Consider the following 23,648-nt stretch of genomic DNA (forward strand, 5'->3'; position numbering starts at 1 on the left):
TGCCCGAGGCCAAGAATCCCGACCGACACGGCTGGAAGGAGCTTCGATGCTCTCGTTGCTCGACGCCTCGGCCATCCGGCGGTGGTGTGGCGCCGCGGCGGCCGGCCTGTCCGAGCGGCGCGCCGAGATCGACGCGCTCAACGTCTATCCCATACCGGACGGCGACACCGGCACCAACCTGGATCTGACGTTGCGCAGCGCGGCCGAGGCCCTGGAGTCCGACGCCCTCGCCGATGGCTCCACCGGTGCCGGCGCGGTCCTCGCGGCCATGGCCCAGGGCGCGGTTCTGGGCGCGCGCGGCAACTCCGGCGTCATCGTGTCCCAGATCCTGCGCGGCATGGCAGACGCCTTCGGCGATGTGGCCTCGGCCGACGGCGCGCAGCTCGCGGCAGCCCTGGAGGCGGCGTGCGAGTCGGCGTACGCGGCAGTCGCCAAGCCCGTCGAGGGAACCATCCTGTCGGTGCTGAGGTGCGCCGCGGAGGAGTCTCGGCGAACCTGTGATCGGCCCGGTGCCAGCCTGGCCGACATCGTCGCGGCCGCCGCCGACGGCGCCACCGCGGCGCTGGCCAGGACGCCTGGGCAACTGGACGTGCTCGCGGCGGCGGGTGTCGTCGACGCGGGCGGCCAGGGCCTGGTCGTGATGCTGGACGCGCTCGCCGCCACCGTCCGCTGTCGTGAGGCGCCCGCCCGTGCTGCCTCGGTGGATACCGGTCCGCTGAGCCCGACGCAAACGCAGGGTGCTGAGGCGGGGCCCGCTGCTCCGGAGTACGAGGTCCAGTACCTGCTGCGCTCCGACGAGCCGTCCGTCGCTCGGCTGAAGAAGGCACTGGGCGAGCTCGGCGACTCCCTGGCCGTCGTGGGCACCGGGGACGGCGTCTTCAACGTCCATGTGCACGTCAACGACGTCGGCGCCGCGATCGAGGCAGGTATCGAGGCCGGCAGGCCGCACCGGATCAGCGTCGTCCGCCTCGCCAACCAGCTTCCCGGCAAGCATCCCGGCAAGCTTCGCCGCAAGCATCCCGACAGCCATTCCGATGAGGTTCGCAACCAAGTCCCCGGCAAGCTCCCGGACCAGATTCCCGACCACGTGGCGCACCGGCCCGCTGACCACCCCGTGGGCCACCCGGCCGGGCACACCGAGAGCTCGCGGACCGGCACCGCGATGGTGGCGGTCGCGCCCGGCGAGGAGCTCGGCGACCTGTTCCGCTCCGAAGGGGTGGCGGTCGTCGAGGGCGGTCTGGGCGACAACCCGTCCACGGCCGAGGTGTTGGCCGGCATTCTGGCGGTCGACGCCGCGCGGGTGATCCTCCTTCCCAACGCCGCCGCCGGCCGGGCAGTGGCGGAGCTGGCCGCCGAGCAGGCCCGCGAGCAGGGCATCGAGGTCGCGGTGGTGCCCACCAAGTCGCCGCTGCAGGGGCTGGCCGCGGTGGCCGTGCACGACGAGGACCGCCGCTTCGAGGACGACGTGATTGCGCTCGCCGAGGCGGCGGCGGCAACCCGGTTCGCCGAGGTGACGCTGGCTGTCCGCGAGTCGATCACCTACGCCGGGCGGTGCGCGGCCGGTGATGTACTCGGCCTGATCGATGGCGAGGTGGTCCGGATCGGCTCGGACGTCTCCGAGGTCGCCATCGACCTGGTGAACCGGCTGATCGCCGCGGGCGGGGAGCTGGTGACTGTTGTGTCCGGCGCCGGCGCCGGGGCCGCACAGGCGGCCGCCGTGCTGGAGCGACACGTCAGAGCGGCGCACCCACTGGTGGACATCAGCATGTTCAGCGGCGGACAACCGTACTTTCCGCTCCTGATCGGGGTCGAGTAGAACTGTCGGCCGCTTCTGGCACAGTGAAGGTCATGGCAACTCCCAGCACCCTGCTGCGTGATGTGCTGGGCGGCAAGACCAGCCAGGCCTTCGAGAAGGGACTCCAGCTCAGCACAGCCGGCGACCTGCTCCGGCACTATCCGCGTCGCTTCAACGAACGCGGCGAACTCACCGACCTGTCCCAGCTGAGCGAAGGGGACGAGGTCACCGTCCTGGCCGAGGTCGAGTCCGCCTCGATGCGGCGCATTCCCGGACGCAGGCTGAGCATCCTCGAGGTCGTGATCCGCTCCGGCCGCCACCAGGCGACGTTGAGCTTCTTCAACCAGCAGTGGCGCGAGCGTGAGCTGCGTCCTGGCAGGCAGGGGATGTTCGCCGGCAAGGTCACCCGGTTCCGCACGAAGCTGCAGCTGAACTCGCCCGACTACATCCTGATGGACGAGGCGGACGATCTGCAGGCCCAGGACTTCGCCAGCGCGCTGATCCCGGTCTATCCGGCCACCAGCGGCCTGCCCTCGTGGACCATCGCCCGGTGCGTGCGGATGGTGCTGGACCAGCTGGACGAGGTGCGCGACCCGCTGACCGAGGAGTTGCGGGCCCGCGCCGGGCTGATGGAACTCGGCCCAGCACTGCGCCGGATTCACCGTCCGGAGACCATGGCCGAGTATCACCAGGCCCGTCGGCGGCTGGCCTTCGACGAGGCGTTCGGAGTGCAGCTGGTACTGGCCCAGCGCAGGCATGCCATGGCAGCCAACCCGGCAGTCTCGCGCCCGCGCGTCGCCGGTGGCCTGGTCGACGCCTTCGCCGACCGGCTGCCGTTCACCTTTACAGCCGAGCAGGTTGAGATCGCGGCGACCATCGAGGCCGAGCTCGCGGCCGAGCACCCGATGCACCGGCTGCTGCAGGGCGAGGTCGGGTCCGGCAAGACCGTCGTCGCGCTGCGCGCCATGTTGCAGGTCGTCGACGCCGGCGCGCAGGCCGCTCTGCTGGCCCCGACCGAGGTGCTGGCGGCGCAGCACGCGGCCACGGTGGCCGAGCTGCTGGGCGACCTGGCCGACGCGGGCCGGCTCGGCGGCTCCGACCAGGGCACCAAGGTGGTGCTGCTGACCGGCTCCATGTCGGCGCCCGCGCGCCGGGCCGCCCTGCTCGACGCCGCCTCCGGTGCCGCGGGCATCGTGATCGGCACCCATGCCCTCATCCAGGACTCCGTCCAGTTCGCCGACCTCGGCCTGGTCGTGATCGACGAGCAGCACCGCTTCGGTGTCGAGCAGCGCGACGCCCTGCGCGGCAAGGCATCGGCGCCGCCGCACATGCTCGTCATGACGGCGACCCCGATCCCGCGCACCGTCGCGATGACCGTCTTCGGTGACCTCGAGACCTCGGAGTTGCACGAGTTGCCGGCCGGGCGCAAAGAGATCACCAGCAATGTCGTCCCGGTCACCGAGCGGCCCGACTGGTTGGACCGGGTGTGGCAGCGGGTGCACGAAGAGGTCGCCGTCGGCCGGCAGGTGTTTCTCGTCTGCCCGCGGATCGGCGAAGAAGAGGACGCCGAGGACATCGGTGCGGCGGCCGACGACCAGGCCGTGCAGACCGCGTCGGTGCTGGCGACGTACGCCGAGCTGGCCGCCGACCAGCTCGCGGACCTCCGGCTGGCGCTGCTGCACGGCCGGATGCATGCCGACGAGAAGAACGACGCCATGGCGCGGTTCGCGGCCGGTGAGGTGGACGTGCTGGTCGCCACCACGGTGATCGAGGTCGGGATCAACGTTCCCAACGCCTCGCTGATGGTGATCCTGGACGCCGATCGGTTCGGGGTCTCACAACTGCACCAGCTGCGCGGCCGGATCGGCCGCGGTGGTCATCCGGGACTCTGCCTGATGCTTAGCCAACTGCCGTTCGGGCATCCCTCGCTGACCCGGCTGGAAGATGTTGCCAAGACCACCGACGGGTTCGAGCTCGCGATGCTGGACCTCAAGCAGCGCCGCGAGGGCGACGTGCTCGGCGCGGCGCAGTCCGGCCGCAAGTCCCGGCTCAAGCTGCTGTCGCTGGTGCAGGACGAGAAGCTGATCCTGTTGGCCCGTGCCGAGGCCAGGCAGATCATCGAGGACGACCCGACGTTGGCCGCACACCTGCCGCTGCAGGAGTTCCTGTGGGACTCCTTCGACTCCGACCGCGCAGACTTCCTGTACAAGTCCTGACCCGAGCCGGCCGCGGCTCTGTAGTGAGTTCGATGAAAGTGACCGGAGACGTAGCGCTGCCTGACCACTACGCTCAACATCCGTGACTCGGATCGTGGGTGGCGAGGCCAGGGGCCGACGGCTCGCGGTTCCCCCCCGCGGTACCCGGCCGACCTCGGACCGGGCACGCGAGGGCCTGTTCAACACCCTGCGCGCCGAGATGCAGCTCGTCGGTGCCCGGGTCCTCGATCTGTACGCGGGCTCCGGGGCGGTGGGCCTGGAGGCCCTGTCACGGGGCGCGGCAGTGGTCGTGTTCGTGGAGTCCGAACGCAAGGCCGCGACTGTGCTGCAGGACAACGTCCGGGCCGTCGGCCTGCCGGGCGCGACCGTGCACCGCTGCAGCGTCGACACCTACCTCGCGGCTCTCGGTGCCGAAGATCCGTTCGACGTGGTCTTCGCGGACCCGCCGTACGCCGTGACCGACGCGGTGATCGCCACCGTGCTGGAGCGGCTCTCGGAGAACGGCTGGGTGTCCTCGGGGGGCGTGGTGGTTCTCGAGCGGTCGTGCCGCGGTCCCGAGCCGCAGTGGCCGGCTGAGATAAAAGCCATCAAGCAACGGCGGTACGGCGAGGGTTGCCTTTGGTACGGTCGCCGGGCGTAGCCAACGTGACCGAAATCGCGATGCCGCCTGTCAGGGTGGCCTCTTTTCGAAGGTGTCGATGAGCGCTGAGTCCATAGTCCGACGCGCGGTGTGCCCGGGCTCCTTCGATCCGGTCACCAACGGGCATCTCGACATCATCAGCCGGGCCGCGGACCTCTACGACGAGATCGTGGTGGCCGTCCTCGTCAACAAGAGCAAGTCCAGCCTGTTCACCGTCGAGGAGCGGATCTCGCTGCTCACCGAGGTGACCCAGAGCTACGGCAACGTCCGGGTCGACTACTTTCACGGGCTGCTGGTGGAGTACTGCCGGGCCCGGCAGATCCCGGTGATCGTCAAGGGCTTGCGGGCTGTCAGTGACTTCGACTACGAGTTGCAGATGGCGCAGATGAATCGCGGCCTTGCCGGCGTGGACACGCTCTTCATGCCCACCAATCCCGAGTACAGCTTCCTCGCCTCCAGCCTGGTCAAAGAGATCGCCACCTACGGCGGGGACGTCAGCAGCCTGCTTCCCGAACTGGTTCACAAGCGGTTGCTGGAACGGCTGGAGGAGCAGACCCGGGCGCGGCGAGCAGACTCCGGTCAGCTGCGATGACCGACCACACGCTGGCACGGGCGGACGAGGTTCTCACCGACCTGGTCGAACTGGTGGAAACAGCTCGGTCGGTGCCGATGTCGTCGTCCTGTGTGATCCCGCGGGAGCGGACGCTGGATCTGCTGGACGCACTGCGCGAGGTGCTGCCTCCCGAGCTGATGGAGTCCCGGCGCATCGTCGCCGAGCGCCACCGCACCCTGGCCGAGGCCGGCGAGCGGGCGGATGAGGCGCTCCGCGCCGCGCGCGAAGAGGCCGACCTGCTGCTGGCCGCGTCGCAGGCCCAGGCCCGCGAGCTGGTCGAGGCCGGGGAGCGGGAGCAGGCCCGGCTGGTGTCGGCCGGCAGCGTGCAGCAGGCCGCACTGGTCGAGGCCGACCGGCTCCGTGCCAGCGCCGAGGAGCACGCCGAGCAGACTCGGACGGCGACCGACGAGTACGCGGACCAGACCAGGGCGGCAGCGGAGGAGTACGCCGAACGGGTCACCGCCGATGCCGACGAGTACGCCGGGCGGCTGCGCTCGGATGCCCAGGGCTATGCCCACAAGACCCTGTCGGAACTGGTCGAGAGCCTGCAGCGGCTCGTGGTCACCGCCGAGAACGGGCGGAACGCGCTGCTTCCACCGGAATAGGCCCAGCGACCGACCAGGCCAGCCATCGGAGTACGCAAGCCGGCGGAGCACGCAAGCCGACACGAGCGTTCCGGGCGGTTGCGCGGGCACGCGGCCAGCCAATTTCTGCGCCCGCACGGGCTCAGGTAGTCTGGACAACGGTCTAATCCATGTTCTGGGCAAGCACCATCAGCAAGCTCCACAGTCTGCTCCACATCACATCAAGTGAAGGTCGTCAGTGAACCCGCGCAGCCCGTTCGTCCTGGATACCCGGGAACTCGGCCGTCGCCCGGGTTTGAAGCGCGACTATCACCGCGATGCTGAAGCGCCTGCACAGCTTGGCCTGGACATGATCGGTGTGCCTCAGGGCGCGCTGCTCGACATCAACGTCCGGCTCGAATCGGTGACTGAAGGCGTCCTGGCGACAGGTACGGTCACCGCTCCGGTCGAGGGCGAATGCGGGCGGTGCCTCTCACACTTCACCGACACATCAGAGGTCGAGTTCGTCGAGCTGTTCGCCTACCCGAACAGCATCACGGTCGAGACCACCGATGAGGATGAGGTCGCCCGGCTCGAGGGTGATTACCTCGATCTCGAGCCGGTGGTGCGTGACGCGGTGGTGCTGAGCTTGCCGCTCACCCCGCTGTGCGGTCCAGACTGCGGCGGTCTGTGCCCCGAATGCGGGGAGCGGATCGACGACCTGCCGGCCGATCACACGCACACCCAGCTCGACCCACGCTGGGCTGCTCTCGCAGAGCGGTTCGGTGCACAAGAGTCCGAAAGCCCCGACAGCACCACACAGAGTCAGGAGTAACCGCCGTGGCCGTGCCGAAGCGGAAAATGTCGCGATCCAACACCCGGGCGCGACGCTCGCAGTGGAAGACCACCGCGCCCAACTTGATGACCTGCCCGAACCGGGCGTGCGGTCAGCCGAAGCTGCTGCACACCGCGTGCGCCAACTGCGGCCAGTACGACGGCCGGCAGGTCCTGTCGGTCTGACGAGCGCTCATGCTGCTCGCTCAACCCGCACCTCAGGCCTCGTAACCGTGGCCTCCAGGCCGCCGAGGACGGCGGAGCCTGCTGAATTGGCGGCGGAGCTCGGTGTCGACATGGATGCCGAGCTCTTTCGTCGTGCCCTGACGCACCGCTCGTACGCGTACGAGAACGGCGACCTGCCGCACAACGAGCGGCTCGAGTTCCTGGGCGACTCGGTGCTCGGTGTCGTCATCACCGAAGCGCTCTATCGGGAGCACCCCGAGCTGGCCGAGGGCAAGCTCGCGAAGCTGCGCGCGTCCGTGGTCAACATGCGCGCGCTCGCGTCGGTCGCCCGTGGCATCGGCCCGGACGGCATCGGCAAATACATCATGCTGGGCCGGGGCGAGGACGCCACCGGTGGCCGGGACAAGCCCTCGATCCTCGCGGACACCCTCGAAGCGATCCTCGGCGCGGTACACCTGCAGCACGGCCTCGGCGTTGCCAGTGAGGTGATCCACCGGCTGTTCGACCCGGTGCTGGCCGCCGCGCCCGGTTACGGGGCCGCGCTGGACTGGAAGACCTCGCTGCAGGAGCTGACCGCCGTGCGCGGGCTCGGGGTGCCCGAGTACGTGATCACCTCCGAGGGGCCCGACCACGCCAAGGAGTTCACCGCCGCCGCCGTGGTGGACGGCCAGACGTACGGCATCCGGCCGGGTCGGAACAAGAAAGAGGCCGAGCAGGCGGCGGCCGAGGCAGCGTGGCAGGTCCTCACCGCCGAATCGGCTGATCCAGCGGGTGCCGATGGCGCTGATGATGCGGGAGCCGAGGACGGCCCTGTTCACACTCCCGCCAGCGGCGGCGGAACCGGCTGAGTGCCTGAGCTTCCCGAGGTCGAGACCGTCCGCGCGGGCCTGGCGCGCTGGGTGGTGGGTCGCACCATCGCCGAGGTCGACTCCTTGCACCCGCGCGCGATCCGGCGGCACCTGGCCGGTCCGGTCGACCTGGCCGAGCGGCTGGTGGGTCGGCGCGTCAGCTCGGCCGAGCGCCGCGGCAAGTACCTGTGGCTGGTGCTGGACGACGGCCCGTTCTGCCTGATCGGCCACCTGGGCATGAGCGGGCAACTGCTGGTACTCGAGCGCGGGGCGGAACCCGGGCCACACCTGCGCGGACGCATAACGTTCACCGACGGCGGCCGCGAGCTCCGCTTCGTCGACCAGCGGACCTTCGGTGGCCTGCACCTGGACGAGCTGGTGCCCGACGGGCCCACCCAGGTTCCGGCGAGCGTGTCGCACATTGCACGTGACCCCCTCGATCCGTACTTCGACGACGAGGGCTGGATCCGGTCCGTCCGCCGCCGTAACACCACGATCAAGCGGGTGCTGCTCGACCAGACCTCCATCTCCGGCGTGGGCAACATCTACGCCGACGAGGCGCTGTGGCGCGCCCGGCTGCACGGCGACCGACCCACCAGCGCGCTGACCCGGCCGGCCTTGCGCACGCTGCTCGCCGAGCTGCGGGTGGTCTTCGCCGACGCCGTGAAGGCGGGCGGAACCTCCTTCGACGCCCTGTACGTCAACGTCAACGGCGAGAGCGGGTACTTCGACCGGTCGCTGAACGCCTATGGCCGGGCGGGGAAGCCGTGCGCTCGCTGCGGGCGGCCGATCGCCCGGACCAAGTGGATGAACCGGTCGTCGTACTTCTGCCCCCACTGCCAGCGGCCACCGCGCGGGCAGAGCATCGGAAGGTGAAGCGTCATGACGGAACCAGACAGGCCGGCGGCCCCGGTTCGGCTGACCGCCTGGGTGCACGGGCAGGTGCAAGGCGTCGGGTTCCGCTGGTGGACCCGGTCGCGGGCGTTGGAACTCGGGCTCGTCGGGAGCGCGACGAACCTGGCCGGTTTCGTCGAGCGGTAACGGCGGCCACCCTGCCAGCTCCTGAGGATCGTGATGAATTTGTTTCTCAGCCGCCGCGGTGCGACCATGAAAACTCCAAGTCAATTCTTCGCCGGCAGCTCGCCGGGCGCTCGCGATGCGACCCACGTCGCCGCGGGCCTACACCGAACGAGCGCCGGGAGTCCGTGAAAGGTCGCCACATGGCCAGGGCGCTGATGGGTCATCTCCCCACTTCCGCAGATCGCTACCTCGTTGCGGAGGTCGCACGGCTCAAGGTCCGCGTTCGCGACCTCGAAGCTGAACTCGCCGACGTGCGGGCAGCTCACGAGTCGGAGCAACTGCTCGACGAACTGCACCGCATCACCTCGGACGCCTCCGCGCTCGCCTAAGCCGCACCGGCGGCTCGGGGCGGTAGATTCTCTCCCGGCGCGCGGCCCGATGGCCGGCGCTGTCGTCAGAGATCGTCGCCGAGCCACGTCCGGAGCCTGAGTGCACCTCAAGTCGCTGACCCTCAAGGGCTTCAAGTCCTTCGCCTCGGCAACCACACTGCGGTTCGAGCCCGGGATCACCGCGGTCGTCGGCCCCAACGGCTCCGGCAAGTCCAACGTGGTCGACGCGATCGCCTGGGTGCTCGGGGAGCAGGGCGCCAAGGCGCTGCGCGGCGGCAAGATGGAAGACGTCATCTTCGCCGGAACAGCGGGTCGTCCGCCACTGGGCCGCGCCGAGGTCACGCTGACCATCGACAACACCGACGGCGCGCTGCCGATCGATTACGCCGAGGTGTCCATCACCCGGCGGATGTTCCGCGACGGGGCCAGCGAGTACGAGATCAACGGCGAGGGCGCGCGGCTGCTCGACATTCAAGAGCTGCTGTCGGACTCCAGCATCGGCCGCGAGATGCACGTCATCGTCGGCCAGGGCCAGCTCGACTCGATCCTGTCCGCGCGTCCGGAGGACCGGCGCGGCTTCATCGAAGAGGCAGCCGGCGTCCTGAAGCACCGCAAGCGCAAAGAGAAGGCGCTTCGCAAGCTCGACTCGATGCAGGCCAACCTCACCCGGCTGACGGACCTCACCGGCGAACTCCGCCGCCAGTTGAAGCCGCTCGGCAAGCAGGCCGAGGTCGCGCGCCGGGCAGCCGGCGTCCAGGCCGAACTGCGCGACTCCCGGCTGCGGCTGCTCGCCGACGACCTGAGCACCCTGCGAGACACGGTGGCGGCCGAGGTCGCCGACGAGACCGCCATCCGCGCCCGCCGGGCCGAGGTGGAGCAGTCCCTCGGGTCGGCCACCGTGTCGGAATCCGAGCTGGAGCGCGCGCTGGCCACCGATGCCCCCGCGGTCACCGCCGCGCAGGAGGTGTTCTTCCGGCTCTCGGCGCAGCAGGAGCGCTTCCGCGGTACCCAGAAGCTGGCCGCCGAACGGCTCCGGCACCTGTCCGCGGCGCCGGAGGAGGAGCGCCGTGGTCGCGATCCGGAAGAGCTCGAGAACGAGGCCGCCGAGATCCGCCAGACCGAACTGGCGCTGGCCGACGAGCTGGAAGAGGCGCGGTCGACGCTGCAGGCCGCGCTGGAGGACCGCCAGACCGGCGAACGCGAACTGGCCGATGCCGAGCGCGCCCTGGTGGCGGCGGCCCGGGCGGTGGCCGATCGCCGTGAGGGCCTGGCCACGCTGGCCGGCCGGGTGAACGCCCTGCGCAGCCGGGCCTCGGCCGGTGGGGACGAGATCGCGCGGATCGGCGCGGCCGCCGACGCCGCGAGGCAACGCGCCGCCGCGGCCGGTTCGGAGCTCGTGACGGCACAGCGCGAGGTCGGCGCGCTGGACCAGGGCGAGGTGGACCTCGACGGCCGGCACGAGGCGGCCCTGGCCGAGCACGACGAGGCCACTGAACTGCTGACCGGCCTGGTCGAGGCACAGCGCGAGGCCGAGCGGGAACGCTCCACCTGGACGACCCGCCGCGACGCCCTGGCGATGGGACTCACCCCCAAGGACGGCGCCGGTGCGCTGCTGGCGTCCCAACTGCCGGGCGTGCTCGGCTCCGTGGCGGCGCTGCTCGGTGTGGAGGCCGGTTCCGAGGCTGCCCTGACCGCGGCGCTGGGTGCGGTCGCGGACGCGGTCGCGGTCAGCTCGCCCGGCGACGCCAGCGCCGCACTCCGACTGCTCAAGGACGCCGACGCGGGCCGGGCCGGCCTGCTCGTCGCGGGTCTAACCTCCACCGTCGACACAGGCGTCGACACAGGCGTCGACACAGGCGTCGACACAGCCGTCGACACAGCCGGCTGGCCGCAGCTGCCCGCCGGCGCTCGCTGGGCGGTGCGGCTGGTCACGGCGCCGGATGCCCTGCGTACCGCTGTGCACGCGGCGCTGGACCGGATCGCCGTGGTGGACTCGCTCTCCGACGCCGAGCGGTTGATCCAGAGCCATCCCGACGTCCGGGCGGTGACCCGGGGCGGGGACGTGCTGGGGCGCAACTGGGCCATCGGCGGGTCGGCGTCCTCGCCCAGCGTCCTCGAGATCCAGGCGGCCGTGGACGAGGCCGAGCAGAAGGCCGGCGCAGCCGCGGCGGAGTGCGACAGGCTGCAGGCCGACGTCGCCCGAGCCCGGGACCGGTCGACGGCGACAGCGGCCGAGGTGGCCCGCACCCTGACCGCGTTGAACGAGTCGGACGCCAGGCTGAACGCCGTCGCGGAGCGGCTCGCCCAGCTGGCACAGGCGGAGCGGTCCGCGACCGCCGAGGCGGAGCGCCTGGACCAGTCGCGGCTGGCCGCGGAGCAGGCCCGCGACGCCGACCTGGCCGGGCTCGTCGAGCTGGCGGAACGGCTGCGGCTGGCGGAGGCAGAGCCGACCGAGGAGCAGCCACCCGTCGAGGAGCGCGACGCCAGGGCGGCCCGGGTGGCCGCGGCCCGCCAGGCCGAGATGGACGCCCGGCTGACCGTACGCACCCAGGAGGAGCGGGTCCGGGCGATGGCCGGCCGCGCGGACCAGCTGCTGCGCGCCGCCCAGTCCGAGCGCCAGGTCCGTGCCCGCCAGGAGGCCGCGCGGGTGCGTCGGGCGCGGGCCGCGGTCGTCGCCGAGGCTGTCGAGGCCGCCGCGAGCACGGCGCTGGTGCACCTGGAACGGGCGGTGGCCCTGGCCGCCGCCGAGCGTGAACTGCTGCAGGCCGCCCGCGCCGAGCGCGAGGCCACGCTGTCCGGGGCCCGCGCGGCCGTCCGGGAGCTCGGGTTGCAACTGGCCAAGCTGACCGACGCCGTGCACCGGGACGAGGTCGCCCGCGCCGAGCAGCGGCTGCGGATCGAGCAGCTGGAGGCCCGCGCCGCCGACGAGTTCGGCATCGAGGTGTCCGCACTGCTCGCCGACTACGGCACTGACCAGCCGGTGCCGCCGTCGTCGGCGGAGGTCGCCGAGTACGAGCAGGCCAAGCAGCGCGGTGAACAGGTGCTGGTGCCGCAGCCGGGGCCGTTCGATCGCCGCAGCCAGGAGAAGCGCGCCGGCCGCGCCGAACGCGACCTCGCCCTGCTGGGCAAGGTCAACCCGCTGGCGCTGGAGGAGTTCGCCGCGCTGGAGGAGCGCCACCAGTTCCTGGCGACCCAGCTGGAGGACCTCAAGAACACCCGCCGCGACCTGCTGACGGTGGTGAAAGAGGTGGACGACCGCATCCTGGAGGTCTTCACCGCCGCTTATCACGATGTTGCGCGCGAGTTCGATATCGTGTTCCGCACGCTGTTCCCGGGCGGTGAGGGAAAGCTGATCCTGACCGAACCGGACGACATGCTGACGACCGGCATCGAAGTGGAGGCCCGTCCGCCGGGCAAGAAGGTCAAGCGGCTGTCGCTGCTGTCCGGTGGTGAGCGGTCGCTCACGGCCGTGGCCATGCTGGTCGCGATCTTCCGGGCCCGTCCCAGCCCCTTCTACGTGCTGGACGAGGTCGAGGCGGCGCTGGACGACGTCAACCTCGGCCGGCTCGTCGGCCTGATCGGCGAGCTGCGGACCAGCAGCCAGCTCATCGTGATCACCCACCAGAAGCGGACGATGGAGGTGGCCGACGCGCTGTACGGAGTGACCATGCGCGGGGACGGCATCACCCAGGTGATCAGCCAGCGGCTGCGCGACAGCTCCGACGACGCCCCGCGTACGGCTGCCCCGCTCCCGGCCCCCAGCGACCAGCCCGATTCGGTGATCGGACCGGTGCCGGTGGCTGGCGGAGTCGCCGCGGACTGAGAGACTGGTCAGGTGCTTGAATTTCTCCTGATCTCGATCGCCATTGTCGTTGTCGCGGTCGGCGCCCTCGTCGGCCTGGTGTTCCCGAGGGCCCGGCGCAACCGCGAGATCGCGCCGCCGACCGTGCCACCGCTCGACGAGCGCGGCGGCAGCTCCGGGGGAGCCACCGCCGTCGGCACCCGCCCGCCGTTGCTGCAGCCGCCGGGTGTGCCCGACGTCCAGCCGTCGGTGGAAGCCGATGCCCTGGTCCCGCCCGTTTCCACGGCGCCCCAGCTCGACGTGCCGGAACTGGACGTTCCCGAGCCCACCGCCGGCCGGATGCAGCGGCTGCGCGCCCGGCTGGCCCGCTCGCAGACATCGCTGGGCCGTGGCCTGCTGAGCGTGCTCGCCCGGGACCGGCTCGACGAGGATGCCTGGGAAGAGATCGAAGAGGCGCTGCTCACCGCCGACGTCGGCATCCGCCCGACGACCGAGATCGTGGAGCGGTTGCGCAACCGGACCCAGGTGCTGGGCACCCGCGACCCCGCCCAGCTCCGCTCGCTGCTCGCCGAGGAGCTGGTCACCGCCCTGCAGCCCGAACTCGACCGCACCCTGCGCACCATCCCCAGCACCGATCAGCCCTCCGTCGTCCTGGTCGTCGGCGTGAACGGCACCGGCAAGACCACCACCTGCGGCAAGCTCGCCCGGGTGCTGGTGGCCGACGGTCGGACGGTGCTGCTCGGTGCCGCCGACACCTTCCGCGCTGCGGCGGCGGACCAGCTGCAGACCTGGGGTGCCCGGGTGGGGGCCGACACCATCCGCGGCCCCGAGGGCGGCGATCCGGCCAGCGTGGCGTTCGACGCGGTCCGGGTGGGTCGCGAGCGCGGTGTCGACACGGTGCTCATCGACACCGCAGGCCGGCTACACACCAAGGTGGGGCTGATGGACGAGCTCGGCAAGCTCAAGCGCGTGATCGAGAAGCACGGCCCCATCGACGAGACGCTGCTGGTGCTCGACGCCACCACCGGCCAGAACGGGCTGACCCAGGCCCGGGTGTTCACCGAGGTCGCGGACGTGACCGGCGTGGTGCTCACCAAGCTCGACGGCACCGCGAAGGGCGGCATCGTCATCAGCGTGCAGCGCGAGCTGGGCGTGCCGGTGAAGCTGATCGGCCTCGGTGAGGGAGCCGATGACCTGGCCCCGTTCGACCCCGTCGAGTTCGTCGACGCCCTGCTCGGCTGACGGCACTGCCTGAATAACGTCGAGTGGACCGATCTGGCAAGCTTTGCACGGTTCCCCGCAACGGAACGGGCGCCGGTGTCCGGCAGGAGCAGCTCGAGAAAGGCATTCCAGTCATGAAGGCGCTGTTCAAGGCGGCAGCCCAGCCAGGGTTCGAGTTCGTGGACCGGCCGGAGCCGGAGCCCACCGCCGGCGAGGTGAAGATCCGGGTGCTGCGGACCGGCCTGTGCGGTACCGACCTGCACATCCAGTCGTGGGACGCCTGGGCGCAGAGCGAGATCCGGACACCGCTGATCCCCGGCCACGAGTTCTACGGCGAGGTGGTCGAACTCGGTGCGGACGTCCGTGACGTGCAGGTGGGCGACCAGGTCTCCGGCGAGGGGCACATCGTGTGCGGTACCTGCCGCAACTGCCGCGCGGGCCGACGCCAGATGTGCATCCGGACGCTCAGTGTCGGCGTCCACCGCGACGGGGCCTTCGCCGAGTACGTGGTCATTCCGGAGCGCAACGTCTGGGTCCACCAGAGCGAGATCGATCCCGACCTCGGCGCGATCTTCGACCCGTTCGGCAATGCCACCCACACCGCGCTGAGCTTTCCGCTCGTCGGCGAGGACGTGCTGATCACCGGGGCCGGCCCGATCGGGTTGATGGCGGCCGCGATCGCCAGGCACGTCGGCGCCCGGTTCGTGGTGGTCACCGACGTCAGCGAGCCCCGGCTGCAACTGGCGCGGACCATGGGTGCCGATCTGGCCGTCAACGTCGCCACCTCCACGATCGCTGACGCGCAGGCCGAGCTCGGGATGCGCGAGGGCTTTGACGTCGGCCTGGAAATGTCCGGTCACCCGAGTGCCCTGCCCGACATGATCGCCAACATGAATCACGGCGGCCAGATCGCCATGCTGGGGCTGCCCAGCGAGCCGATCTCGGTGGACTGGGCCAAGGTCGTCACCCACATGCTGACGGTCAAGGGCATCTACGGCCGTGAGATGTTCGAGACCTGGTACGCGATGAGCGCGATGCTGCAATCCGGCGCCGAGCTCCAGCGCGCGGTGACCGCCGTGGTGACCGACCGCTACGATGCCGCCGACTGGGCCGCCGGCTTCGCGACCGCCCGGGCCGGAACCGGTGGCAAGGTCGTCCTCGACTGGTCCCACGTCTGACCCGCCCTGGCAGACCCGCCCGTTTTCCAAGAAGATCCACAGCAGGGAGCTACAGATGTACGGCAGCATGCAGCAGCGCCTGGCCACGACGCTGGAGGAGATCCGCGACGCCGGCCTGTTCAAGAGCGAACGCCAGATCGGTTCGCCGCAGTCCTCGCACATCGTCGCCGGCGGTGGCGAGGTGTTGAACTTCTGCGCCAACAACTACCTCGGGCTGGCCGATCACCCCGACATCCTGCGCGCCGCCAAGGACGCCCTGGACGACTGGGGCTTCGGCCTGGCGAGCGTGCGGTTCATCTGTGGCACCCAGACCCAGCACGTCGAGCTGGAGCGGCGGATGGCGGAGTTCCTGGGCACCGAGGACACGATCCTGTACTCGTCGTGCTTCGACGCCAACGGTGGAGTGTTCGAGACGCTGTTCTCGGCCGAGGACGCCATCGTCTCCGACGAGCTGAACCACGCCTCGATCATCGACGGCATCCGGCTGTCCAAGGCCCAGCGCTACCGCTACCGCAATCGGGACATGGCCGACCTGGAGGCACAGCTGGTCGCCGCGTCCGGGGCGCGGCAGCGGGTGATCGTCACCGACGGGGTCTTCTCGATGGACGGCTACCTCGCGCCGCTGGCCGAGATCTGCGACCTGGCCGAGCGCCACGACGCGCTGGTGATGGTGGACGACTCGCACGCCGTCGGCTTTCTCGGTGAGCACGGACGCGGCACTCCCGAACAGGCCGGTGTTCTGAACCGGGTCGACATCCTCACCGGCACCTTCGGCAAGGCCCTGGGCGGCGCATCCGGGGGCTACGTCAGCTCCCATGCCGAGATCGTCGCGCTGCTGCGCCAGCGCTCGCGGCCCTATCTCTTCTCCAACAGCGTGGCTCCGGCCGTCGTCGCGGGCACCCTGGCGGCACTGGACCTGGTCGCCACCAGCGGCGAGGGACGCCAGGCGCTGCGGCGCAATGCCGAGCTGTTCCGGCGCCGGATGACCGAAGAGGGCTTCGACCTGCTGGATGGCCAGCACCCGATCATCCCGGTGATGTTCGGCGACGCGGCGCTGGCGGCCCGGGTCGCGGACGCGATGCTCGCGGAGGGCGTCTACGTCATCGCGTTCAGCTATCCGGTGGTGCCGCAGGGCAAGGCCCGGATCAGGGTCCAGTTGTCGGCGGCCCACACCAGCGAGGACATCGAGGCCTGTGTTCAGGCTTTCATCGCCGGACGGGCCAAGGCTGCCTGAGTCGGCCGCGCCGTCTGAGCGGTCTGAGCTGAAGTTGCCTGAGCTATACCCCCGGAACGACGCCCAGGTCCTCGTACAGGCCCAGCGGGTTGCCCCACGGGTCGGTCAGGTTCGAGAAGGCCACCAGCCCGGGCAGTCGCTTGACGGCACTGGGCTCGAAGCCCTTGCCACGCAGGATCTTCACCGAGCTGTCGATGCTCTCGACCTGCAACCGGAGCCGGAACGAGGACGGGGTGATCGCGGTGCGGCCGGTGGCCAGCTGCAGCCAGGCACCCGGCGAGATCTCCCACTCGTAGAAGTCCGGGTCCGGTCCCAGATCGGGGTCGCGGCCGATCAGGGCGCAATAGAAGGCCAGAGCCTCGTCGCGGTGTCCGGCATGCACGGCAATCGTCAAGCCGCGAACGCTCATCTCAGTCATGGGGGGACCCTAGCGTCCGGTCGCTCAGGGCTTGGGCACCCTGCCATAACGGTTCAGTGAAGCGATCGCCCGGCGCAGCGGGTCGGCCCCGTCCACGAACGACCGGCGCACGGCCGGGTCCAGGCCGGGGCGTGCGATGGCTACGTCCGCGAGCGTCAGTACGTCCGGCGAGGCGGCGGCGGAAGGAAAGGCCGCCAGGACGACGTGCGCCAGCGCCCAGCCGTGCCGGTGCCGCGCGGTGGCCGGCATCTCGTCGAAGAACCGCGCCACATAGGGGTCGGTGAGGTCCGGACGGCGGGCGTCGAAGAATCCCGCGGCCGTGGCGTAGAGCTCGTAGGCAGGGACGTCGCTCGGCTCGACGAGCATCCGCCAGGCGGCCGCCTTGGCCCCGGCGGTCGGCAGGCCGGCTCTGGCCCGGGTCGCGTGCAGAACACCGGAGGTGCACTTGTCCCGGTCGAGTTCGGCGTCGATGTCGGCCCCGCTCAGCTCGCCGAGTGCGGCCAGCCGGATCACCAGCAACCAGCGGAGCTCGGCGTCGATCACCAGGCCTGCTGGCACGTCCTGCCCGTCCAGCCAGTGCCGCAGCGGCTCGCCGGCGTCACAGACCCGGATCCACGCCCGGGCAGCACCCAGCTGAGCATCGGAGCCGGCAGCCGCACCGGCCAACAGGCCCCGTGCCACGCCGGCGATGCGGGCTCGGCGTGGTGCCCGCTCGGCCGGTGGCGCGTATGGGCCCGCGAGCTGCTCGGTCGCGAACTGCAGGGCCGCGGTCGCCACGGGCTGGACGGTCTCGGCGGGCATGGCGTCCAGCAGCATGTCAAGCGCCGCGGCCGGGTCCAGGTCGGCGTCGCGCACCGCGTCGCGGATCGAGTTGTGCAGCACCACCCGGGTGAGCGGGTTGGCGATCCGGGGCAACAGCTCGGCAACCGGTGCCCAGTCGCCGCCGCCGAACCGGATCTTGGCCCAGGTGTCGTCGGCGCTGTCCGGCACCGCGAGCCGGACCGGTCCGAACACCGGCATGCTGACGGAGATGCCGTCGAGGGCGACCGGCCGCTCGGCGATCACCGCTCCGGCGCCGTCGTAGGCGGCGACCCGGACGGTGTGCGGGCGGTGGGAGTCATCCGGCGGGGTGCGGGTGACGGTCACCGCCGAATCGCTGACCTCGGCGCTGAGGGTGTCCAGGCCGGTGGTCCGCAGCCACTGCACCGCCCAGTTGTCCAGGTCCACGGCGCCGGCATCCGTCCAGGCCCGGATCAGATCCGCCAACTCGGCGTTGCCGAAACTGTGCCGCTGGAAGTAGCTGCGCAGGCCACCGAGAAAGACGTCGTCCCCGACGTGGGCGGCGAGTTGCTTGAGCACCGACGCGCCCTTGGCGTAGGAGATGCCGTCAAAGTCCGCCAGCGCCGACGCCGCGTCGTCGGAGCCGTTGCCCGCCACCGGATGCGTCGAGGGGGACTGGTCGGCGACATGGCCCCAGCTCTTGCGCTGGATTCCGAAGTCGGTCCACGCGGGGTAGTCGGTGACCTCCGAGCACACCCGGTAGGCCAGGTACTCGGCGAAGGACTCGTTGAGCCAGAGGTCGTCCCACCAGCGCATGGTGACCAGGTCGCCGAACCACATGTGTGCCATCTCGTGGGCGATCGTCGCCGCCCGCACGCCACGCTCACCGGACGTGGCGGCGGAGCGGAACACGTACTGGTCGCGGAAGGTGACGCAGCCGGGATTCTCCATCGCCCCGGCGTTGAAGTCCGGGACGAAGGCCTGGTGGTACTCGCCGAAGGGGTACCGGATGCCGAACAGGTCGTGATAGCGGTCCAGGAAACGCCGGGTGACCTCCAGCATGTCGGCGGCCTCGGCGTCCAGCGCCGCGGCGAGCGAGGCCCGGGCGTGCAGGCCGAGCGGCACGCCGTCGTGGACGGTGCGCACCGAGTGGTACGGGCCGGCCACCAGCGTGACGAAGTACGTCGACAGCGGCCGGGTGGTCGCCAGCCGCCAGAATCCCGGCTCGACCTCGGTGGCCGCGCCGTTGCCGAGCACCGTCCACTCCGCCGGGCAGCGCACCTCGAGGTCGTAGCCGGCCTTGAGGTCGGGTTGGTCGAAGCACGGGAACCAACGGGGGCCGGCGTCGAGGAAGGACATCGCGTACAGGTAGACCAGTCCGTCGGCGGGGTCGACGTGGCGGTGCATCCCCTCGCCGTCGGAGGAGTACGCCATCCGGGCGGTGATCCGCAGCTCGTTGTCCGCGCGCAGGTCGGTCAGCCGCAGCCTGCCGTCGACCACGCCCGCGACCGTCTCGACCGCAAGCTCGACGCCGTTGAGCACCACACTGTCGATTCCGGCGGCCTGCACGTCCAGGAACGTGCTGGCCCCGGGCGTCGCGCAGCCGAACCGGATCGTGGTGTCACAGCCGAACTCCGGCCCGGTGGTCGGCAGGTCCAGGGCGATCCGGTAGTGGTGCACGGTCAGCAGCGAGGCCCGTCCGGCCGCTTCGATCCGGGTGAGGCTGGGCATGCGGCCAACCTACCGCCCGTTCATCTGCGCGAAACATGGCTGGGGCCGCCGTGTAACAGCGAGACCTGATCCTCTTCCCAGCGGAGCTCAACGGCGAGCGGCTCACCACCCATCCCACCCGAAGGGCAGACCCTTGTCACACGTCGTCCTCGCCGCACCCACGTACGTGCCGTTCGACCTGAAGAGCCTCAGTGGTGGCGACACCGCCTGGGTCCTGGCGTCGGCATCCCTCGTCCTGCTGATGACCCCGGCGCTCGCGTTCTTCTACGGCGGGATGGTGCGGGCCAAGCACACCCTCGCCATGCTGATGCAGAACTTCGCCGCCATGGCGATCGTCAGCGTCACCTGGGTGGTCGTCGGTTTCAGCCTCGCCTTCGGCGGCACCGGCCGCTACCTCGGCGACCTGCACTACGTCCTGATGCACCACATCAACGACGTGGTGCCGACGCTGGGCACGGCCCAGACGATGCCGACCATCGTGTTCGTGGCCTTCCAGCTCACCTTCGCGATCATCACGCCGGCCCTGATCACCGGTTCGACCGCGGACCGGTGGAAGTTCGGGGCGTTCATCGCCTTCGTGTCGGCCTGGTCGATCCTGATCTACGCCCCGGTCGCGCATTGGGTGTTCAACGGCTACGGCTTTCTCAACCAGTCGCTGCGCCCGGCCGGCAAGTTCTTCGCCGAGGACTTCGCCGGCGGAACCGTCGTGCACATCAACGCCGGCGCCGCGGGCCTGGCCATGGCCCTGGTGCTGGGCAAGCGGCGCGGGTGGCCGAAGGAGAACATGCGCGGGCACAACATCCCGTTCGTGATGCTCGGCGCCGGGCTGCTCTGGTTCGGCTGGTTCGGGTTCAACGCCGGATCGGCGCTGGCGGCCAACGGCCTGGCCGGCTACGCCTGGATGAACACCAACACCGCGACCGCCACCGCCATGCTCGGCTGGCTGATCGTGGAGAAGCTTCGCTACGGCAAGTCGACCGCGCTGGGTGCCGCCTCGGGCGCCGTGGCCGGCCTGGTCGCGATCACCCCGTGCGCCGGCTTCGTCAGCGTCACCGGCGCGCTGTTCATCGGCCTGCTGGCCGGAGTGGGCTGCGCCTTCGCCATCGGCCTGAAGAACAGGTTGGGCTACGACGACTCGCTCGACGTGGTGGGCGTGCACTTCGTGGGTGGCTGGATCGGCACCCTGTGCGTCGGCTTCTTCTCCACCTCGGGCACCAACCCCCTTGCCAACAACGGCATCTTCTACCACGGCGGCGGCAAGTGGGGCGGCTGGAGCCTGTTGCTGCACCAGGCCGAGGCAGCCGCGGTGGTGACCGTGTTCTCCTTCGTCGGTACGTTCCTCATCGCCAAGGTCATCGGTCTGGTGATGCGGACCCGGGTCACCGAGGAGGACGAGATCACCGGTATCGACCTCTCCATCCACGGTGAGACCGCGTACGACTTCGGCCCGCTGGCCGGCTCCGGCAGCGGCCATTACGTGCCCGCAGCGGCCGCGTCGAAGGAGAGTGTTCAGGCATGAAGCTCGTGACAGCGATCATCAAGCCGTTCAAGCTGGAAGAGGTCAAGGTGGCCCTGGAGAACCTGGGCGTCCAGGGACTGACGGTCAGCGAGGTCTCCGGCTTCGGCCGCCAGCGCGGTCACACCGAGGTCTACCGGGGCGCGGAGTACACCGTCGACCTGGTTCCGAAGGTTCGGGTCGAGGTGCTGGTCGATACCTCCGACGCCCTCAAGGTCGCCGACGCGGTGGTCGAGGCGGCCCGCACCGGCAAGATCGGTGACGGGAAGGTCTGGATCACCGAGGTCGACACCGTGGTGCGGGTGCGGACTGGCGAACGGGATGCAGACGCCCTCTGAGCGGTCCATCAGGTCGTCCCGGACCGAACTCCTGGCCCGGGTGGATCTGGTAGGCGCGCCGTTGCGAGTGGCCCTCACCGAGCTGTACGACGGCTGGCTGGCAGGGTTGCTGGCAGACGTCGACGGGGTAGCCCTGATGGCTGTCGGGGGACTGGGACGGCGCGAGCCGGCTCCGTACGGCGACGCCGATCTGGTGTTGCTGCACAACGGCAAGGTGTCCGACCTGGCCGAGATAGCGGACCGGATCTGGTACCCGGTGTGGGATTCGGGAATCGGGCTGGACCACTCGGTTCGCACGGTGGACCAGGCTGTCGCGGTGGCGGCCGAGGACGGAAAGGCGATGCTGGGCATGCTCGACGCCCGGCATCTCGCGGGCGATCCGGCCCTGACCGGATTGCTGCGTGAACAGGTTCTCTCGCGATGGCGGCGGTCGGCGCCCTCGCGGATGGCCGAACTGCGGGAACTGGCTCGGAGCAGGTGGCGGGTTCGCGGAGACGCGTCCTTCCTGCTGGAGCCGGACCTCAAGGACTGCCGGGGCGGGTTGCGTGATTGGGTGGGACTACGCGCACTCGCCTCGGCCCAACTGGTGGATCTGACGCCGCCGGTGACGCGGGCGAGCGCCCTGCTGCTGGACGTCCGGGGCGAGCTGCACCGGATAGCAGGGCGCGCGGCCGACGTGCTGCGGGGTCAGGACCGGGCGGCGGTCGCCCGGCGGCTGGGGATGAGCGGTCCGGACGAGGTGCTGCGGGCGGTGAACGAGTCCGCCCGCACGCTGGCCTTCGCCACGGACGTGGCTTGGCGCCGGGTCGCCGCGGCGGAGGCCCCGTCGGGTCGCTCCCTGCTGCGCCGGCTGCGGCCCGTTCCGGCTCAGCGGGGCCTGCCGGACCCGTCCGTCCGGGTGCCGCTGGCCAAGGACGTCGTCGCCCAGGGCGGTGAGGTGGTGCTGGCGCGGGACGCCGACCCCTGGGCCGATCCGGTGCTGGTACTGCGGGTGGCGCGGGCCGCCGCCGCGACGGACCTGCCCATCTCGACGTACGCGCTGACGCGGCTGGCCACCGAGGGCGCTCCGATGCCGCACCCCTGGCCCGCCGCGGCCCGCGCGGAGTTCATCGGCCTGCTGGGAGCGGGCGAGCGGGCGATCTCGCCGCTGGAGGCGCTGGACCAGCACGGCATGCTCAGCCGGCTGCTGCCGGAATGGGAGCGGGTGCGGTTCAAGGCGCAGCACAATCCGGTGCACCTGTTCACCGTCGACCGGCACCTGATCGAGACGGCCGTGCGGGCCGGTGCGCTGACCGCCGAGGTGGCCCGGCCGGACCTGCTGCTGGTCGGTGCCCTGCTGCACGACATCGGCAAGGGCTATCCCGGCGACCACTCGATCGTCGGTGCCCGGCTCGCGGCCACCATCGCGGCGCGGATGGGCTTCAACACCAAGGACTGCGCCACCATCGCCGCGCTGACCCGGCACCACCTGCTGCTGCCCGACACCGCCACCCGCCGCGACCTCGACGACCCGTCCACCATCCACATCGTGGTGTCCGCCATCGAGGGCTCCACCGAGCTGCTCGACCTGCTGCATCACCTGACCGTCGCCGACGCGCTGGCAACCGGGCCGGCGGCGTGGAGCGACTGGAAGGCCTCGCTGGTCTTCCAGCTGGTCCGCTCCACCCATAAGGTCTTGGACGGAGAGCCGGTACCGACCCCCGAGCCGCCGTCGGCGGCCGTGCTGGAACTGGCCCGGCGCGGCGAGACGCGGGTGGCCGTCGAGGGCTCCGACGTCATCGTGGTCGCACCCGACCAGCCCGGCCTGCTGTCCAGCGCCTCCGGGCTGCTGGCCCTGCACTCCCTCGACGTCCAGGCCGCCGACGTGCGAACGGTCGAGGGCATGGCGGTGAACCGGTTCTCGGTGTCGCCCCGGTTCGGCGAGCTGCCGGACCCCGCGCTGCTCAACGCCGACCTGCGCCGCATCCTCGCCAGGACGCTGCCACTGGAGGAGCGGCTGCGGGCCAAGGAGTCGACCTACCGCCGCGGCGGTACCGACCCCAGCCCGCCACGGCTGCTGTGGTTCGACGACGAGGCCACGGACGCGACCGTCCTGGAGGTTCGCGCGCCGGACGCCATCGGGCTGCTGCACCGGGTGACGGCCGCGGTGGAGCTGCTGGGCCTGGACATCCGATCCGCCAGGATCTCATCCTTCGGGGCGCACGTGGTGGATGCCTTCTACCTGACCGACCCGGACGGCAAGCCGTTGTCCGAGAACCACCAGGCCGAAGCGGGGGAGCGAATCACCGCGGCGCTGGCCGGTTGACGTTCGGCGGGCAGCCTTGAC

General features: G+C 70.8%; 19 protein-coding genes and 1 pseudogene. 18 read left to right on the forward strand and 2 right to left on the reverse strand.

Going from position 1 to position 23,648, the window contains the following annotated elements; all coding sequences use genetic code 11:
* The first annotated feature begins 46 nt into the window (after positions 1 to 46).
* From RM423_RS00715 to RM423_RS00785, 15 genes and pseudogenes are all read left to right on the forward strand, one after another.
* A complete protein-coding gene (locus tag RM423_RS00715; RefSeq protein WP_311421067.1) occupies positions 47 to 1,816 on the forward strand; it encodes a DAK2 domain-containing protein in 1,770 nt (589 codons plus the stop codon).
* A gap of 32 nt (positions 1,817 to 1,848) precedes the next feature.
* A complete protein-coding gene (recG, locus tag RM423_RS00720) occupies positions 1,849 to 4,011 on the forward strand; it encodes an ATP-dependent DNA helicase RecG (RefSeq protein WP_311421068.1) in 2,163 nt (720 codons plus the stop codon).
* Between the two features lie 82 nt (positions 4,012 to 4,093).
* Positions 4,094 to 4,651, forward strand: coding sequence for a 16S rRNA (guanine(966)-N(2))-methyltransferase RsmD (gene rsmD / locus RM423_RS00725; RefSeq protein ID WP_311421069.1), 558 nt, complete (start codon positions 4,094 to 4,096; stop codon positions 4,649 to 4,651).
* 58 nt (positions 4,652 to 4,709) lie between these two features.
* On the forward strand, positions 4,710 to 5,243 hold the full coding sequence (coaD, locus tag RM423_RS00730; protein WP_311421070.1) for a pantetheine-phosphate adenylyltransferase: 534 nt from the start codon (positions 4,710 to 4,712) through the stop codon (positions 5,241 to 5,243).
* Positions 5,240 to 5,869, forward strand: a complete 630-nt coding sequence (locus RM423_RS00735) for a hypothetical protein (RefSeq protein WP_311421071.1) — start codon at positions 5,240 to 5,242, stop codon at positions 5,867 to 5,869. Before coaD ends, RM423_RS00735 begins: the two co-directional genes overlap by 4 nt.
* A 217-nt stretch (positions 5,870 to 6,086) precedes the next feature.
* Positions 6,087 to 6,662 carry a YceD family protein gene (locus RM423_RS00740; protein WP_311421072.1) on the forward strand — a complete coding sequence of 192 codons (576 nt, stop codon included), beginning with the start codon at positions 6,087 to 6,089 and terminating at the stop codon, positions 6,660 to 6,662.
* A 5-nt stretch (positions 6,663 to 6,667) separates the two neighbouring features.
* Positions 6,668 to 6,847, forward strand: coding sequence for a 50S ribosomal protein L32 (gene rpmF / locus RM423_RS00745; protein WP_311421073.1), 180 nt, complete (start codon positions 6,668 to 6,670; stop codon positions 6,845 to 6,847).
* Positions 6,848 to 6,957: 110 nt separating this feature from the next.
* Positions 6,958 to 7,695, forward strand: a complete 738-nt coding sequence (rnc, locus tag RM423_RS00750; RefSeq protein ID WP_396327544.1) for a ribonuclease III — start codon at positions 6,958 to 6,960, stop codon at positions 7,693 to 7,695.
* The gene (gene mutM, locus RM423_RS00755; protein WP_311421075.1) at positions 7,696 to 8,571 is read left to right on the forward strand and encodes a bifunctional DNA-formamidopyrimidine glycosylase/DNA-(apurinic or apyrimidinic site) lyase; all 876 of its coding nucleotides are present in this window, start codon (positions 7,696 to 7,698) and stop codon (positions 8,569 to 8,571) included.
* Between the two features lie 6 nt (positions 8,572 to 8,577).
* Positions 8,578 to 8,718, forward strand: a pseudogene (locus tag RM423_RS00760) (acylphosphatase); the annotation flags it as partial.
* Between the two features lie 197 nt (positions 8,719 to 8,915).
* Positions 8,916 to 9,104, forward strand: coding sequence for a hypothetical protein (locus tag RM423_RS00765; protein WP_311421077.1), 189 nt, complete (start codon positions 8,916 to 8,918; stop codon positions 9,102 to 9,104).
* Positions 9,105 to 9,204: 100 nt separating this feature from the next.
* Positions 9,205 to 12,927, forward strand: coding sequence for a chromosome segregation protein SMC (smc, locus tag RM423_RS00770; protein WP_311421078.1), 3,723 nt, complete (start codon positions 9,205 to 9,207; stop codon positions 12,925 to 12,927).
* A gap of 12 nt (positions 12,928 to 12,939) precedes the next feature.
* Entirely contained in the window at positions 12,940 to 14,148 is a 1,209-nt protein-coding gene (ftsY, locus tag RM423_RS00775) for a signal recognition particle-docking protein FtsY (protein WP_311421079.1), read from the forward strand.
* 113 nt (positions 14,149 to 14,261) lie between these two features.
* Positions 14,262 to 15,305 (forward strand): L-threonine 3-dehydrogenase, encoded by a 1,044-nt coding sequence (gene tdh, locus RM423_RS00780; RefSeq protein WP_311421080.1) that lies wholly within the window; start codon positions 14,262 to 14,264, stop codon positions 15,303 to 15,305.
* A 55-nt stretch (positions 15,306 to 15,360) separates the two neighbouring features.
* Entirely contained in the window at positions 15,361 to 16,539 is a 1,179-nt protein-coding gene (locus RM423_RS00785) for a glycine C-acetyltransferase (protein ID WP_311421081.1), read from the forward strand.
* A 43-nt stretch (positions 16,540 to 16,582) separates the two neighbouring features.
* Here the strand turns inward: RM423_RS00785 and RM423_RS00790 are convergent, their stop codons facing one another.
* Together RM423_RS00790 and pepN are read right to left on the reverse strand one after the other, a co-directional pair.
* A complete protein-coding gene (locus RM423_RS00790; protein ID WP_311421082.1) occupies positions 16,583 to 16,957 on the reverse strand; it encodes a VOC family protein in 375 nt (124 codons plus the stop codon).
* Between the two features lie 24 nt (positions 16,958 to 16,981).
* Complete coding sequence (gene pepN / locus RM423_RS00795) at positions 16,982 to 19,468, reverse strand: aminopeptidase N (RefSeq protein WP_311421083.1); 2,487 nt, start codon at positions 19,466 to 19,468, stop codon at positions 16,982 to 16,984.
* Between the two features lie 166 nt (positions 19,469 to 19,634).
* Here pepN and RM423_RS00800 point away from each other — a divergent pair, with 166 nt between their 5' ends.
* Genes RM423_RS00800 through RM423_RS00810 form a run of 3 tightly spaced genes read left to right on the forward strand, consistent with a single transcriptional unit; the run spans position 19,635 to position 23,627 of the window.
* Positions 19,635 to 20,987, forward strand: a complete 1,353-nt coding sequence (locus RM423_RS00800; RefSeq protein ID WP_396327545.1) for an ammonium transporter — start codon at positions 19,635 to 19,637, stop codon at positions 20,985 to 20,987.
* Positions 20,984 to 21,322 (forward strand): P-II family nitrogen regulator, encoded by a 339-nt coding sequence (locus tag RM423_RS00805; RefSeq protein WP_311421085.1) that lies wholly within the window; start codon positions 20,984 to 20,986, stop codon positions 21,320 to 21,322. The genes RM423_RS00800 and RM423_RS00805 overlap by 4 nt, the downstream gene beginning before the upstream one ends.
* Positions 21,306 to 23,627 carry a [protein-PII] uridylyltransferase gene (locus RM423_RS00810; RefSeq protein WP_311421086.1) on the forward strand — a complete coding sequence of 774 codons (2,322 nt, stop codon included), beginning with the start codon at positions 21,306 to 21,308 and terminating at the stop codon, positions 23,625 to 23,627. The genes RM423_RS00805 and RM423_RS00810 overlap by 17 nt, the downstream gene beginning before the upstream one ends.
* The last annotated feature ends 21 nt before the right edge of the window (positions 23,628 to 23,648 follow it).

The organism is Jatrophihabitans lederbergiae (assembly GCF_031845305.1).
In the GTDB taxonomy this organism is placed as follows: domain Bacteria; phylum Actinomycetota; class Actinomycetes; order Mycobacteriales; family Jatrophihabitantaceae; genus Jatrophihabitans_A; species Jatrophihabitans_A lederbergiae.

What these genes read in the sequence shown, in the direction of transcription:
- RM423_RS00715 (WP_311421067.1), top strand. Translation starts at nt 47, where the DNA reads ATGCTCTCGTTGCTCGACGCCTCGGCCATCCGGCGGTGGTGTGGCGCC.
- recG (WP_311421068.1), top strand. Translation starts at nt 1,849, where the DNA reads ATGGCAACTCCCAGCACCCTGCTGCGTGATGTGCTGGGCGGCAAGACC.
- coaD (WP_311421070.1), top strand. Translation starts at nt 4,710, where the DNA reads ATGAGCGCTGAGTCCATAGTCCGACGCGCGGTGTGCCCGGGCTCCTTC.
- RM423_RS00735 (WP_311421071.1), top strand. Translation starts at nt 5,240, where the DNA reads ATGACCGACCACACGCTGGCACGGGCGGACGAGGTTCTCACCGACCTG.
- rnc (WP_396327544.1), top strand. Translation starts at nt 6,958, where the DNA reads ATGGATGCCGAGCTCTTTCGTCGTGCCCTGACGCACCGCTCGTACGCG.
- RM423_RS00765 (WP_311421077.1), top strand. Translation starts at nt 8,916, where the DNA reads ATGGCCAGGGCGCTGATGGGTCATCTCCCCACTTCCGCAGATCGCTAC.
- tdh (WP_311421080.1), top strand. Translation starts at nt 14,262, where the DNA reads ATGAAGGCGCTGTTCAAGGCGGCAGCCCAGCCAGGGTTCGAGTTCGTG.
- RM423_RS00785 (WP_311421081.1), top strand. Translation starts at nt 15,361, where the DNA reads ATGTACGGCAGCATGCAGCAGCGCCTGGCCACGACGCTGGAGGAGATC.
- RM423_RS00790 (WP_311421082.1), bottom strand. Translation starts at nt 16,957, where the DNA reads ATGACTGAGATGAGCGTTCGCGGCTTGACGATTGCCGTGCATGCCGGA.
- pepN (WP_311421083.1), bottom strand. Translation starts at nt 19,468, where the DNA reads ATGCCCAGCCTCACCCGGATCGAAGCGGCCGGACGGGCCTCGCTGCTG.
- RM423_RS00805 (WP_311421085.1), top strand. Translation starts at nt 20,984, where the DNA reads ATGAAGCTCGTGACAGCGATCATCAAGCCGTTCAAGCTGGAAGAGGTC.
- RM423_RS00810 (WP_311421086.1), top strand. Translation starts at nt 21,306, where the DNA reads ATGCAGACGCCCTCTGAGCGGTCCATCAGGTCGTCCCGGACCGAACTC.